Annotated in this window: 12 protein-coding genes and 1 rRNA gene (1 of these 13 only partly in view); 1 reads left to right on the top strand and 12 read right to left on the bottom strand. The window is 47.0% G+C overall.

The window, feature by feature from the left end; all coding sequences use genetic code 11:
- The 3 genes from ACOJUO_RS07065 to ACOJUO_RS07075 all read right to left on the bottom strand — a co-directional run.
- Nucleotides 1–35, bottom strand: a 16S ribosomal RNA gene (locus ACOJUO_RS07065); it reaches 1,521 nt to the left of the window's first position.
- A 784-nt stretch (nt 36–819) separates the two neighbouring features.
- Nucleotides 820–2,379 carry a hypothetical protein gene (locus tag ACOJUO_RS07070; protein ID WP_422136029.1) on the bottom strand — a complete coding sequence of 520 codons (1,560 nt, stop codon included), beginning with the start codon at nt 2,377–2,379 and terminating at the stop codon, nt 820–822.
- A 168-nt stretch (nt 2,380–2,547) separates the two neighbouring features.
- Nucleotides 2,548–4,098 (bottom strand): hypothetical protein, encoded by a 1,551-nt coding sequence (locus tag ACOJUO_RS07075; RefSeq protein ID WP_422139376.1) that lies wholly within the window; start codon nt 4,096–4,098, stop codon nt 2,548–2,550.
- 427 nt (nt 4,099–4,525) lie between these two features.
- On the opposite strand from ACOJUO_RS07075, the gene ACOJUO_RS07080 reads away from it, so the two are divergent.
- Nucleotides 4,526–6,976, top strand: coding sequence for an OTU domain-containing protein (locus ACOJUO_RS07080; RefSeq protein ID WP_422139377.1), 2,451 nt, complete (start codon nt 4,526–4,528; stop codon nt 6,974–6,976).
- A gap of 102 nt (nt 6,977–7,078) precedes the next feature.
- Here ACOJUO_RS07080 and ACOJUO_RS07085 read toward each other — a convergent pair whose 3' ends face one another.
- The 9 genes from ACOJUO_RS07085 to ACOJUO_RS07125 all read right to left on the bottom strand — a co-directional run bounded on the left by ACOJUO_RS07085 (nt 7,079) and on the right by ACOJUO_RS07125 (nt 14,457).
- A complete protein-coding gene (locus ACOJUO_RS07085; RefSeq protein WP_422136032.1) occupies nt 7,079–7,504 on the bottom strand; it encodes a F0F1 ATP synthase subunit epsilon in 426 nt (141 codons plus the stop codon).
- Nucleotides 7,505–7,607: 103 nt separating this feature from the next.
- A complete protein-coding gene (gene atpD / locus ACOJUO_RS07090; RefSeq protein WP_317144281.1) occupies nt 7,608–8,984 on the bottom strand; it encodes a F0F1 ATP synthase subunit beta in 1,377 nt (458 codons plus the stop codon).
- A 42-nt stretch (nt 8,985–9,026) separates the two neighbouring features.
- The gene (gene atpG, locus ACOJUO_RS07095) at nt 9,027–9,887 is read right to left on the bottom strand and encodes a F0F1 ATP synthase subunit gamma (protein WP_422136033.1); all 861 of its coding nucleotides are present in this window, start codon (nt 9,885–9,887) and stop codon (nt 9,027–9,029) included.
- Between the two features lie 85 nt (nt 9,888–9,972).
- Nucleotides 9,973–11,514 carry a F0F1 ATP synthase subunit alpha gene (gene atpA / locus ACOJUO_RS07100; protein ID WP_422136034.1) on the bottom strand — a complete coding sequence of 514 codons (1,542 nt, stop codon included), beginning with the start codon at nt 11,512–11,514 and terminating at the stop codon, nt 9,973–9,975.
- A gap of 37 nt (nt 11,515–11,551) precedes the next feature.
- Nucleotides 11,552–12,085, bottom strand: a complete 534-nt coding sequence (locus tag ACOJUO_RS07105) for a F0F1 ATP synthase subunit delta (RefSeq protein WP_422136035.1) — start codon at nt 12,083–12,085, stop codon at nt 11,552–11,554.
- Between the two features lie 12 nt (nt 12,086–12,097).
- A complete protein-coding gene (locus ACOJUO_RS07110; RefSeq protein ID WP_422139378.1) occupies nt 12,098–12,568 on the bottom strand; it encodes a F0F1 ATP synthase subunit B in 471 nt (156 codons plus the stop codon).
- Between the two features lie 211 nt (nt 12,569–12,779).
- Nucleotides 12,780–13,034: a F0F1 ATP synthase subunit C gene (gene atpE / locus ACOJUO_RS07115; RefSeq protein WP_257253757.1), complete on the bottom strand. Its 255-nt coding sequence runs from the start codon at nt 13,032–13,034 to the stop codon at nt 12,780–12,782.
- 91 nt (nt 13,035–13,125) lie between these two features.
- On the bottom strand, nt 13,126–14,007 hold the full coding sequence (gene atpB, locus ACOJUO_RS07120) for a F0F1 ATP synthase subunit A (RefSeq protein ID WP_422136037.1): 882 nt from the start codon (nt 14,005–14,007) through the stop codon (nt 13,126–13,128).
- 54 nt (nt 14,008–14,061) lie between these two features.
- A complete protein-coding gene (locus ACOJUO_RS07125) occupies nt 14,062–14,457 on the bottom strand; it encodes an ATP synthase subunit I (RefSeq protein WP_422136038.1) in 396 nt (131 codons plus the stop codon).
- Between the last annotated feature and the right edge of the window lie 301 nt (nt 14,458–14,758).

The raw sequence follows: 14,758 nt of genomic DNA on the forward strand, positions 1-14,758 counted from the left end.
CGTTCAATCTGAGCCATGATCAAACTCTTCAGTTTAAATCGTTTTGCTTCCTGTCCGAAAACAGTCCGCTGCTCAATCATTTGCAATTAAACGTACATGAAACTCTTTATGAGAAGATAAATTCTCATAGAATTTAAGGGTATGTTCGCTTGCTTGATCAGCATTTAAATCATTTCAGAGCAAAGCTCTGTTGACCGATGCTATTCCCACAAGCGCCCACACGAATTGTCTGATAATTTGTTAAAGAACCGGATTAAAACAAGAAGGTTTTAATCGACTAAACCAGCTGCCAGCACTGTTCAGTGAGGCGACTATACTACCTTGACGCCGCTCGTTGTCAAGCGATTGTTTCAAGAAAGAGAAACAAAAGACTTAAAAACATCGCTAAACATTCCACTAGAAAGATGGAAACTCCGTTCAGCGAGTTGTGCATAACTGCACTCACCAGGATAACTGCCAACAACTACAATTTACTGCTCTTGAAATGACACTCTGGCTACCGAGTCGATACATCTTCAGCCCCGACCGATAGACATAGCTTACCCCTTAAGCCGCCTTTTTCAAAAGATCGGATTACACCTAATTTTTTGCGAAGAATACATGCAGCCCTTGCTGCTGAAGGCTTTCAGAAACATAAGTGTTCATAATGATAATTAACTGGAGTGAGTCACTCTTCATAATTCGAGGTGTTTAATTAATCTCTTCGGGTCTTATATCCCGCCACCTAGAGCAGGGTAGTTTATCGGTGTTACATTGCCAGAAACCATCATCAAAAGGGAGGTCAATATTTTGCCTGCAACCTCCTTTTAATTGGGCCCATCATTCCCTGACCAGGATTTCAAAGGTCTTTGAATCGACTAAAGCGTGGGAGTCTCGATTCGGTGTTGCAAAAGAAGCTTTACAGACTTTGCCCTTCTTAAAATATTTGCCGTAGGTATTGAAACCATTGTTCATAAAACGACAAAAATATTGCGGCACTTTGCTGACTTCTTTGCCTGAACTAGAAAAGCTATACCCGGCAATAATAGCCTTATCAGGCGGCTCAGCCTCAAAAGCCTGCCAGCGAATATTACCGTCAACCACAGGAGTCAGGTAATCGGAAGCGATGCTGCCATCTTGATTGGTAGCAACATAACCACTTTTTCCACTGGTACCAATGTATCTGCAATACTTATCAGGCCCCTCTCTTACCAGTGAGCCCAGTATAAACTCTTTATAAGGCTTTTTGGGGGAGCAAAAGTATTCCTGAACTTCGGTGTTGATTATGCCTTTACCTACTTGTGACGGCACTTTCTGCCATATTACGGAAGATGGTCTGCTTTTATGAGCCTTCTGTCGTACAGGAATAAAGTGGGACACATCGCCTACTGAGTCAGCATCAGCCGTCAGGCCTGCGCACCCATGCCCACAGCTATGAGCACCATCGTTGTACCATTCAGTCCCGGGACTGGCACCGTCTTTACACAAGGTTTCGTGACGCCAACTTTTAGACAACAGTATTGTTGACGCAAAGGGTACCGGATGCCCCTGCGATTCCTGAAATTGGTAGGTGGTATTGCCGTAAATAACATTAATCTGGTAATACTTTTTGTCGGTAACCAGAATATCTCTGGGTAGTACAGTTTCGCTCCCCAAAGATGCCAGAAAATTGTCTCTTTTTCGACTTGATAACAGACATCCGCTGACATTATCAGGTGTATTAGCCAGCATACCAACCAATCTACCGATCCCGCCGATCTTAACACGACAGAATCCGGTCAAATGCTGGTCATTGCAGCGAAACTTTTTGGTTAAAGGTGCCGGCAATGGAGAAATACAAAACTCGTCTGCAGATCCGTAGGGATTAGCCGGATCATAGGTAGTGTTTAATGGAATTAGAGCTGGTTGGACGTCACCTTCATTATGATGCAAGGGTTGGGCATCAAGAAAAGTCGCTCTTGCCCACAGGTACTTCAACTTCTTATTTGAGTCGGTATAGTTATCTTCACTGAGATTAAAAGGAAGCAGGTTATATTGGTCGATAATGGTTTTCTGATAATGCTCAGTAGCCAGCGTGCTACGCATCGGCTCTCTGAAACCGGGACTGACATTACTCTGCGCCAATGGTGGATTATCGGGACTCTTTTTGTCAGCTTTGTCAGCTTTCTCAAGATCTAAAGCATATAGCGTAGAATAATGCCCAACCGAGAACCCCACCTCAAAAACGAACACAGATAAGCCCAATATAGCCAGTACCCTAAATAACTTTGAATCCTTTAATTGTTGTGAATACGAGTACGTAAGCAACTCACGGCCTTGCACTCCAACCACAGCGATAGCATTGTTAGTGACAGCAATAGATAACACCAGCACAGATAAAGCCCGTGAAACTCGCTTCATAGCCAAGCTCCTCCACAATAACTCTCAAAGAAGCCAAGAGTGTAGTGTCTACTCCAACAGCAAATAGTATAGAAATGATTTGTAAAAACTGATCCTTATGAACAAAGTACCTGACCAGTTGGTTTCAAAGATTTTCAGGAATACACACTTCCCTTTCAACTGATTCCGTCATTCCCCGACCAGAATTTCAAAGGTCTTTGAATCAACTAGAGCGTGGGAGTCTCCACTCGGCGTTGCAAATGAAGCTTTACAGACTTTGCCCTCCTTAAAATACTTTCCGTAGGTATTGAAACCATTGTTCATAAAACGACAAAAATATTGCGGCACTTTGCTAACTTCTTTGCCTGAACTTGAATAGCTATATCCGGCAATAACAGCCTTATCAGGCAGCTCACTCTCAAAAGCCTGCCAGCGAATGTTAGCGTCAACCAAGGGAGTCAGGTAATCAGAAGCAGTACTGCCATTCTGATTGGTAGCAACGTAACCACTTTTTCCACTGGTACCAATGTATCTACAATATTTATCAGGTCCCTCTCCTGCCAAGGAGCCCAGTATAAATTCTTTGTAAGGCTTTCTGGGGGAACAAAAGTATTTCTGAACTTCGATGCTGACTGTCCCTTTGTCTTGTTGTGATGGCACTTTCTGCCATACCACAGGAGACGGTCTGCTTTTATCAGCTTTCTGTCGTACAGGGATAAAGTGGGATATCTTGCCTGCTGCCTCAGCTGCCAGGCCTTCGCATCGATTCTCGCTGCTATGAGCGCCATCGTTGTACCATTGGACTCCAGGACTGACTCCATCTTTGCACAGACTTTCATGACGCAAACTTCCAGATAACAGCACTGTTGATGCAAAGGGTGGTAGATTCAAGAGCCAATGCTGAAATCGATAGGAGACATTGTCATATGTAACATTAATCTGATAATACTTTTTGTCGGTGACCAGAATATCTCTGGGTAACAGAGTTTCACCCCCCAACGACACCAGGAAATTATCTCTTTTTCGGCTGGATAAAAGGCATCCGCTGACATTATCGGGTGTGTTGGCCAACATACCAACCAGAGTACTGATCTTGCCATTGAGCATGAACTTGATTCGACAAAATCCGGTCAGTTGCTGATCATTGCAGCGGAATTTTTTGGTTAAAGGTTTCGGCAGTGGAGAGTTACAAAGCTCGGTTGCAGACCCGTAGGTATAAGCCAGATCGTATGCAGTGTTTAATGGAAACAGTGCTGGCTCGAGGTCACCTTTAATAAGGTCCTTGGGATAGACATCAAGGAAAGTAGCCCTTGCCCAGAGGTACTCCAGCTTTTTCTCTGGGTCAGCATAGTTATCATCACTAATATTAAATGGAACCAGATTGTACTGGTTGATAATTGTTTTCTGGTAATACTGAGTTACTGGCGTGGTCCGCATTACCGCATTTAAATTGCTGCTGACAGTACCATGACTCAATGGGAAATCCCGTGGATTTTTTTTCTCCGCGTTCTCGCCCGCTTCCGCTTCTTCAGCAGCACTGCGCCCGAGCATAAAACCTATTCCAAACATTAACCCATCAACCCCCCCCATAAAACACAGCTCAGTAATAAACTTTTTATAGTTACTCAAATATGAATACGTGTACTCTAGAGAGCTTTGCACCCCAGCAAGAGCTATTCCATTGTAAATAACAGAAATGGATAACAACGTCACAGGAAAAGCCCTTAAAACTTGTTTCATATTTAAGCTCCTCGGCGGCAACTGCAGTAAAGTCCAGAATCCAGAAATAAAAGGCCCCGTAATACTGGGGAAAGCTGAGAGTATAGCGTTTATTTCAGCGGCAAATTGTATATAAACGATTTATAAAAACTGATTCTTATGAAGTCTGTTGCATAGCATATGCGTTCAATGATTTTATAGTTTGATAAAGAAATAACCCTATATAGTCTCTGTCTGCTTCTCCCTTATTAAAATCAGCATTTATGCTCAATTCGCGTGAGACCCCACCGAACTAGAGGGTGTCAATTTAGGATTTACGTGCCAAACAATTTATTCCTGATTAGGGTGGTGGGTTTTATTTACGCAAAATTAGCAATACCGGCACTTTTATTAATTTCAACTATAATTGTCAGCCTTAAATAAAATCATAAACAGGATATAAGAAACTATGGATATTAAAAAGCTGAGGGCAGCGTTAACAAGAACTTTATTAATAGCTGCTGTATTAAAAAAACCTCAATTTAAAGCACTTGTACTCGCTCTTTTGTATACAGCCTCTCCGGTTCAGGCAGAAAATGAAGAACAAAAGCACTATTATCAGCTGGTAAGAAAAAAACTGCTGGATATCTCTCTGCTGATTAAAAGCAGCCATTGTGCTGATTCAGCTAAAAAACTATTACCTGCAACCTATGGCTATGCCCATTGGTTGAAATGCAGAGACCATTTTAATTTTTACACCCATGTCAGGGAGGACCTGACAAGAGTCGATTACAATAATAAAATCTATCGTTACCTTGAACTGGAAAGGTCCACCGGACGCCTTACAACTCAGGCCTCTAACGTGATAAGCCTTCACGACCTGCTTGAATATGAGCCTGAAGATCCCAATGCCACGCCTTCTTTCTGGCAGTTTGTTAACCGCATAAACGTTGAAGATAAAACCGATATAACCGGGCTACTTTTTCAGTACTTCACTGAATACCCCGAAAAACTGATACAGCTTCTTAATTCAGACATTATCTATCCGCTTCCCGGTTTTTTTTCAAAACGAGACAATACATCAGAGCTTTATTCAATGGCTATGCAAATAAGGCTTATACTCATTGACAATGGGGGCTCTGTAACAAAACCGAAAAACGACTTTCTCCTGGCCTATTCGGTAACACCAGTTAGTAATCCAATGCAGACAGATCCGGCAACAGGAAGCAATCAGGAATCAGAAGAAATATGGACACAGTTGACTGATCAGGAAAAAGAATTCGTTGGAAGGCTCAACGATGCACTTCATCTGGGTATGGTTTTCACTCTGGCTGATCTGTATAAACGTTTATCACAAGCACTAAGCACCACTAACTTCGATAATATGACAACAGCTGAGCTGTTAGACATTATTGAGAACAAGCCAATCGATGGCGAGAAAGAACTGGCTGCCTGGGAATTGCATAAATTATCCAGCTCGGTCATTCAACTAAAGGGGGCTGTGTATGAAACCATAAAATCAACTTACATGAGCTCAGTTCCCTGGCTGCGACAGAGAAAGACAATGAGGTTCATGCGGGACCCGGACCGGGAGCTGGAACAGCAACGGAAATTTGCACAGGAACAAGAGCAGGCCCTGAGATTGTTTGTCAACCGGCACATATCAAATATTAATGCTTTACTGCGATTGCTTCCGGATCAGAATAAGACTCAATTGCCCTTTAACCCCCAGGATTCTGTTACGCTCAGTGGAGTCAGCTACTCAGCTCTGAAAAACTCTGCGAACAAATATAAAAACGGGCAAACCCAACAACAATGGTTTAGTACAGAAAATCATGTCCCCTCTTTTACATCGACACCTGATTTCTCAGATCTCAATGCCGATCATCGCAGCAGGGATGACAGCGAGAAACCCCGGGGGTTCTTTATGGTTAGCGCGGGTAGTAATAGACTTCCAGAAGGAATCAAGGAGGTCGTTGTAAACTCTCCCATTACAGCACCAGAGTTGCTCAATGAAGGGATTGCCAAGCTTGACACTGATGACATAAGTATTTCGAAAATGCTGCAGGTGATGTTCAGCATTGGTTTTCTGCGCCCCGGTTACAGTGAAATTGATGCCATAAATTTCATTGCTGCTTATAGCTACTCTCCGCTGCACAGCGCACTATGGACATTGATCTTTCATGCGATCGGCGTTGGCGACGCAACGGTTCATCCCCATATGCATTACATAGATGGTTATAAAAGAAAATTCATATTTAACCATCTGGCGCGTGAAGATATTGCACAGCAGCTATCGGCCATCCACCAAAAACTACAAACGACTACCACAGACGGGTCTGAATATGCCAAGCAACTCAATGAACTTCTCGAACAAAAACAGCTGACACTGGGCGATACTCCCGGCGATGGACACTGCTTTACCCATGCATTAGCACAGCAATTACCGGGTTACGATGAAGAAAGCATAAGACGTGCATTACAAATCTTTCTTGCGTCCCCCTCAAACTACCAGGGTTATGTTCCCGAAAGCATTATGTCCTTAGCCCCTGAACTTCTAGCCCAGATATCATCAGACGGGCCAGACGGCTGGATTGACATATCCATGGCTGCCTTCGCTTCACTGGCATTCGGCAGGAGCGTTGTTGTAATACACCCGCAATTCAACCACAGCTCTGATTTGCAGGTGACTGTGTGGAACCAGGGCCAGCCGGAAGACATTGACCCTGCCGATGTACCTCAACATATCGATAATGCGTTGATCTTAGTATTCATCAATACAAACCACTGGACTTTTGCCTATCAGCAAGATCCGTTCCCCGGTCAACCCAATATCATTAACGTTGATGAATTACCCGATCTTCCTTCTTTGGAAAATAACCTAGGGAGCAACGGTTTCCGGTTTTTCATGCAGCAATAAAAAAGACAAAATACTTCAATCCCGTTGTACCCGCGCGGGTGATTTTTTACAGGTATAAAAAAACCCGGAATAAACCGGGTTTTTTTATAAGACACAAGTTGCTTATTTACCAAGCTTCTTGCGAATGGCCTGCAGAGTACGCAGCTGAGCAGCGGCTTCAGCTAGCTGAGTGGCTGCACGGGAGTAATCAAACTCACCGCTCTGATTAGTCAGCTCCTGTTCAGCCAGTTTCTTGGCCTCTTCAGCAGCAAGCTCATCCATATCGTCTGCACGCAGAGCCGTGTCAGCCAGAACCTTAACCTGGTTAGGCTGCACTTCCAGAAATCCACCTGAGATGTAGAACACCTCTTCTGCGCCGCCCTGGGTGATCAGGCGGATTGGACCCGGATTCAGATCAGTCAGCAGAGGCGTGTGGCCAGGGGCAATACCCAGGTCACCCAGAGAACCGGTAGCAATAACCATCTCTACCAGTCCGGAGAAGATCTCCTCCTCGGCGCTAACGATGTCACAGTGAACCGTGATCGCCATTTGTGTCACCTCCTCTTATGTCCTCGCATGGACGGTAGACCGGAAATGATTGAACCATTCCCGGCACGGGGTGACGCTCCTCAAAAGCAGAGCGTCCCGGCCATTACATGGACTTGGCTTTCTCGATCGCTTCCTCGATGCCACCCACCATGTAGAACGCCTGCTCTGGCAGGTGATCGTATTCACCGGCCAGAATACCTTTAAAGGCACTGATGGTGTCTTTCAGGGAAACATACTTACCAGGTGCACCGGTGAAGACTTCCGCAACAAAGAATGGCTGAGACAGGAAACGCTCAATTTTACGGGCACGTGTTACTGTCTGCTTGTCTGTTTCAGACAGTTCGTCCATACCCAGAATTGCAATGATGTCTTTCAGCTCTTTGTAACGCTGCAGTACGGTCTGCACACCACGAGCCACGTCGTAGTGATCCTGGCCGATGACCAGAGGGTCCAGCTGACGGGAAGTAGAGTCCAGAGGGTCGATCGCAGGGTAGATACCCTTGGAAGCGATGTCACGGCTCAGTACAACGGTCGCATCCAGGTGCGAGAAGGTGGTCGCCGGAGACGGGTCAGTCAAGTCATCCGCAGGTACGTACACGGCCTGGATAGAGGTGATAGAACCGGTCTTGGTGGAAGTAATACGCTCCTGCAGTACACCCATCTCTTCTGCCAGAGTCGGCTGGTAACCTACCGCAGATGGCATACGACCCAGCAGAGCAGATACTTCAGTACCCGCCAGGGTGTAACGATAGATGTTGTCGATGAACAGAAGTACATCACGACCTTCGTCACGGAATTTCTCAGCCATAGTCAGGCCTGTCAGAGCAACGCGCAGACGGTTTCCGGGTGGTTCATTCATCTGACCGTAGACCAGAGATACTTTGTCGATTACGTTGGAATCGGTCATCTCATGGTAGAAGTCGTTACCCTCACGAGTACGCTCACCAACACCTGCGAAAACAGAGAAACCGGAGTGCTCGATAGCGATGTTACGGATCAGCTCCATCATGTTTACGGTTTTACCAACACCGGCACCACCGAAAAGACCGACCTTACCCCCTTTCGCAAAAGGGCAGACCAGATCGATAACCTTGATACCGGTTTCCAGCAATTCGTTGGAAGCGGATTGCTCTGCATAGGTGGGTGGTTTACGGTGGATGGACGCTCGCTCTTCTTCACCGATAGGGCCCTTCTCATCGATAGGGTTACCCAGAACGTCCATGATACGACCCAGAGTCTTGGTACCTACAGGTACCTGAATCGGTTCACCACTGTTAGCCACTGTGAGACCGCGGGATACACCTTCGGTGGAACCCATGGCGATAGTACGAACAATACCGTCACCCAGCTGTTGCTGAACTTCCAGTACCAGATCTTTGTCTTCGACGTTCAGAGAGTCGTAGACTTTGGGAACACTTTCCCTGGGGAATTCGACGTCAACGACGGCGCCGATGATTTGTAAGATACGACCACTACTCATAGCCTTTCCTCTACCCTTTAATCTTTTATACAGCCGCCTTAGTTACACCGCTGCAGCGCCACTGACGATTTCAGACAGTTCCTGTGTGATTGCAGCCTGACGAGCCTTGTTGTACACCAACTGAAGGTCATCAATCAGATTGCCGGCGTTATCTGTTGCGTTCTTCATGGCAATCATTCGCGCGGCCTGCTCACAGGCGTTATTTTCTACTACTGCCTGGAATACCTGGGACTCGATATACCTGATCAACAGGCCATCCAGCAATTGTTTGGCATCAGGTTCATAAATGTAATCCCAGGGTCTTTTCAGTGACTCATCTTCATCTGGAACCAGAGGCAACAACTGCAATACCTCAGGAGACTGTGTCATGGTGTTGACGAAGCGGTTGTGAACAACGTACAAACGGTCAATTTCACCGTTTTCGTACTTGTCCAGCATCACTTTTACACCACCAATCAGATCAGCAATGTTGGGTGAGTCACCAATATGTGTTGTGGCTGCTACGACGTTCCCGCCGTAACTACGGAAAAATCCAACAGCCTTGCTGCCGATCAGGCAAAGATCTATTTCAGCACCCTGATCTTTCCACTGAGTCATACTCTCAATGGTTTTCTTGAACAGGTTGATGTTCAGACCTCCACAGAGGCCCCGATCCGTGGAAACGATGATAAAACCGACACGCTTCACCTCACGTTCTGTCATGAAGGTGTGTTTGTACTCGGCATTGGCGTGAGCAACATGCCCTACAACCTGACGGATACGCTCGGCATAAGGGCGGCTGGTTTCTCTCCGCTCCTGAGCTTTACGCATCTTACTCGCCGCCACCATTTCCATGGCGCTGGTGATCTTCTGCGTACCTTTAATGGACGATATCTGCGTCCGGATCTCTTTTGCGCCTGCCATTATTCAGTTCCTCAAGCCAGGCTTTCGAGGCCAGCGGCCAGTAAGCCAGCTTTACTGACCACTGACCACTGACCACTGAAAACTGTTACCATGACTGGGTGGCCTTGAACTTCTCAATAGCCGCTTTGATACCCTCTTCAATTTCACCGTTGTAATCTCCAGATTCGTTGATGCGAGCCATCAGCTCACTGAATTCAGAGTTTACAAAGCTCAACAGGGCAGCTTCAAAGTCCAGGATCTTGTTTAACTCAACGCCTTCCAGGTAGCCTTTTTCAGCGGCGTAGATGACAACACCCATGTCAGCAACAGACATTGGCGCGTACTGTTTCTGCTTCATCAGTTCAGTAACACGCTGACCGTGTTCGAGCTGCTTGCGGGTAGCTTCATCAAGGTCAGAAGCAAACTGGGCAAACGCCTGCAGTTCACGATACTGAGCCAGAGCCAGACGGATACCACCACCCAGTTTCTTGATGATCTTGGTCTGGGCAGCACCACCTACACGGGATACGGAGATACCAGCGTTCATCGCAGGACGGATACCCGCATTGAACAGATCGGTTTCCAGGAAGATCTGACCATCGGTAATAGAGATTACGTTAGTCGGTACGAAGGCCGATACGTCACCTGCCTGGGTTTCGATGATTGGCAGGGCGGTCAGGGAACCGGTCTGGCCTTTCACTTTACCATCGGTCAGCTTTTCAACATGCTCGGCGTTTACACGAGAAGCACGCTCCAGCAGACGGGAGTGCAAGTAGAATACGTCACCCGGATAAGCTTCACGGCCCGGTGGACGGCGCAGCAACAGAGAGATCTGACGATAGGCCCAGGCCTGCTTGGTCAGATCATCATAAACAATCAGGGCATCTTCACCCAGATCGCGGAAGTATTCACCCATGGAGCAACCGGCAAATGGCGCCAGGAACTGCATGGATGCCGGATCAGAAGCACCTGCGGCAACAACTATGGTGTGTTCCATTGCGCCATGCTCTTCGAGCTTGCGTACCACGTTGGCGATAGAAGACTGCTTCTGGCCAATCGCTACGTAAACGCACTTGATACCAGTACCTTTCTGGTTGATGATCGCGTCGATGGCCAGAGCGGTCTTACCCGTCTGACGGTCACCGATGATCAACTCACGCTGACCACGACCCACAGGAACCATGGCATCAACGGACTTGTAACCTGTCTGAATCGGCTCGTCTACAGACTGACGGGCAATAACGCCTGGCGCTACTTTTTCGATTGGCGAAGTTTCAGTGGCTTCAACGGGACCTTTGCCGTCGATGGGGTTACCCAGCGCGTCAACAACACGTCCCAGCAACTGCCTGCCAACAGGTACTTCAAGAATTCGACCGGTGCACTGAACAGTCTGGCCCTCAGCCAGCTGACTATAGTCACCTAATACAACAGCGCCGACGGAGTCCTGCTCCAGGTTCAACGCCATACCGTATACACCGCCGGAGAACTTGATCATTTCCCCGTACATTACGTCTTGCAGACCGTGTATACGAACAATACCGTCAGTGACACTGACGATGGTGCCCTCATTGCGGGCTTCACTGGACACATCAAGCTGCTCTATGCGGCTCTTGATGATGTCACTGACCTCGGAAGGATTCAGTTGCATAGCTTACCTGCCAAACTTTTTACTTAAAAAAAAGTAATTATGAAATCATCGCATCGGCAAGCTTGGTCAACCGCGAGCGGACACTGCCGTCGATAACGAGGTCTCCAGCTTTCACGATGACGCCGCCGATCAGGTAGGTATCTACCTGTGTATGCATTCGTACTGATCGACCAAGTCGTTTTTCAACTTTCTTTGCGATTTTGTCCTGCTGTTCATCGGACAGCGGGAAAGCCGAAGTGACGACTATATCCTGATAACTCTGATCTTGTGCTTTCATCTGCTCAAAGATCGCGTCGATCTGGGGAAGCAGAAAAATCCGTTTTTTATTCGTAAGGATCCGAATGTAATTCTCGACTTCAACCGAAAGACTGCCTTTGCACAGTTCGATAAAGGCGTCTGCCTTCATGTCCCCTGTGGTGGACGGGTCTTTCAGCATCCTGCCCACAGCCTCACGCCTGGATATACTCGCACATAAAGTTAGCATCTGAGACCATTCAAATAACTGGTCGTGCTCTTTTGCTATCTTGAATGCGGCCTTGGCGTAGGGACGGGCACATGTAGTCAATTCCATGGTCAATCCCCTTTAGAGTTCAGCAACCAGGTCATCAACCAGACGGCTGTTAGCTGACTCATCCAGATTTTCACCCAGAATACGCTCAGCACCGACTACAGCCAGGGCTGCAACCTGTGAACGCAGAGCTTCGCGGGCTCTGTTGGCTTCCTGCTCAATGTCAGCCTGCGCAGCCACCTTGATGCGATCAGCTTCTTCACGGGCCTGATCTTTAGCCTCGTCAAGGATCTGGGCAGAACGCTTGTTTGCCAGCTCGATGATTTCCTGAGCCTTTTCACGGGCTTCACGCAGTTCTTCGAGAACTTTTTTCTGAGCCAGTTCCAGCTCTTTCTGACCACGAGCTGCAGCGTCCAGTCCGTCAGCGATTTGTTTCTTACGGTCGTTGAGGGCCTGCATGATGGGTGGCCATACATACTTCATGCAGAACCAGACAAACACAGCAAAGGCGATCGTCTGACCGATGATAGTTGCATTGATATTCATGCGAACTCCAAATGCTCCAGTAAAATCTTAAAATCCTGCCTCAAATGAGCGTACTACTTCTATTTAGCAAAATAAGACGCTCCCAACAAAGTTGTTTAGATCAGCTTACCCAGCCTACGAGTACATCCAGGATCTTTATTCGGCTTTTCGTTTCGTTACGGCTCTCAGACCGGCCGTACTTCAACGCCAAGCCGGATCTTCACTGCAGCGATTACTGAACCAGAGCTACAAAAGGGTTAGCAAAGGTGAAGAACAGGGCTATACCCACAGCAATCATTGGCACAGCGTCAAGAAGACCCGCTACGATAAACATTTTGGTTTGCAGCATTGGTGCCGTTTCAGGCTGTCTGGCAACGCCTTCAAGGAATTTTCCACCCAGCAAACCAAAGCCGATAGCTGTAGCCAGAGCCGCAAGACCCAGCATGAAAGCAACACCGATTGCAGTCAGACCTACTACCAGTTCCATATTTCCTCCCGACCTATTGTGGTCTTTGTTAAATTGAAGTTTTAGGTTAGTTAACACACTACGTCAGTCAGCTGACGTACAATATCTATAATTAATGGTCTTCGCTTGCCATGCTTAGATAAACAATGGTCAAAATCATAAAGATGAATGCTTGCAGAGTGACCACAAGAATATGGAAAACAGCCCATCCAAAGTGCAAAGGTAGCTGCATGTAGCCGACCAGGGCAATCAGGATAAAGATCAACTCACCTGCGTACATATTACCAAAAAGACGCAGAGCCAGAGAGATGGGCTTGGCAATCATGGTCACAGATTCCAGCAGGAAGTTGATTGGAATCAACAGAGCCTGCACAGCTTTGTTAGGGCTGCTGAACGGATGCAGGGTCAGCTCACCAATAAAACCACCTATACCTTTCACTTTGATCGAGTAAAAGATAATTAACATAAAGACAGAGAGGGACATACCCAGAGTAATATTCGGATCTGTACTCGGTACAATCTTCATATAAGGAATGCCCAAAGCAGAGGCCAGCCCCGGGATCCAGTCAACAGGGATCAGGTCCATCAGGTTCATAAAGAAAACCCAACAGAAAATAGTCAATGCAAGCGGGGCGATCAGGTTATTTCTGCCATGAAAAGAGTCTTTGACACTGCCATCCACAAACTCAACGACCATTTCAACCAGATTCTGCATGCCAGTAGGAACACCGGCAGATGCACGCCTGGCCACCATACGGAAGATCGAGATGAACACCACACCCAGCAGAACAGACCAGAACAGACTGTCTACGTGCAGCGCCCAGAAACCCATTTCTTTTGCTTCAGCAGCGGTTCTGGCAAAGGTCCAGGTGTCTTCCGACAGAACACCCAGCTCATTGCCATAATTGTCCACACGTTCAAAACCTGCAGGCAGCTTACCGAAGGTAAGATTCTGCAGGTGGTGGGCTATGTACTCAGTTGCAGTCGTCGCCATGAATTTTCCCGTACACCATCATCATTGTATAAATCTGTCGTCAGTAAACCTGCCTCAACTCTTAATAAGAAGAGGGGTCAGCCAGTTTACCGCCTGAATCAAAGCAAATGCACCGAACATCGTCAGGGGGTCGATTGACGGTATCCGTGTAAAAATCAGAACGAACGCCAGAACCGTTAAGGCAAACTTCCCCGCTTCACCCTGATAAAAAGACCTGACTATTTTCTGTGCCGCACTGGCTCCCCGGTATCGAAATGCTCTCCAGACCAGATAAGCATTGGGGACGCTGCATGCCAAACCACCTGACAGAGCGGATATAGCGAAAGACTTACCCAGCGGCAGCAAAAGCAATGTCAGAGATACTGTAGCCAACAGTTGAGCAACGACAACACGATAGATACGTGGCTGTTGCAGATGCGGGTAACTGGCCCGACTGTCACTTCTAAACATCTCTTTACTTTTGACTCTCCACGTCGTCTTTACAGACACAGGCTCCTGCGCTTGACCTGAGTATCTTAACAGGTCTGATAAGTCTTGATCCGCCCCTCAGAAAATACCAGGGGTTTCAGCCTTTGCGATGTGTGAATACAGTTAAACATCAGATGGCAAAGCTTCACACAACTGAAAATCTTAGAACTTTTTTTCACCCCTACGGCGCGCGAAAGTATACTAGTGACATGCACCTGCGTTCAACTAATATCTTAAAGGTTGACACTATACGACTTCGGAAGAATATTATCCCCTGAGTCCT

The organism is Endozoicomonas sp. ALC020, assembly GCF_049275935.1.
In the GTDB taxonomy this organism is placed as follows: Bacteria; Pseudomonadota; Gammaproteobacteria; order Pseudomonadales; family Endozoicomonadaceae; genus Endozoicomonas_A.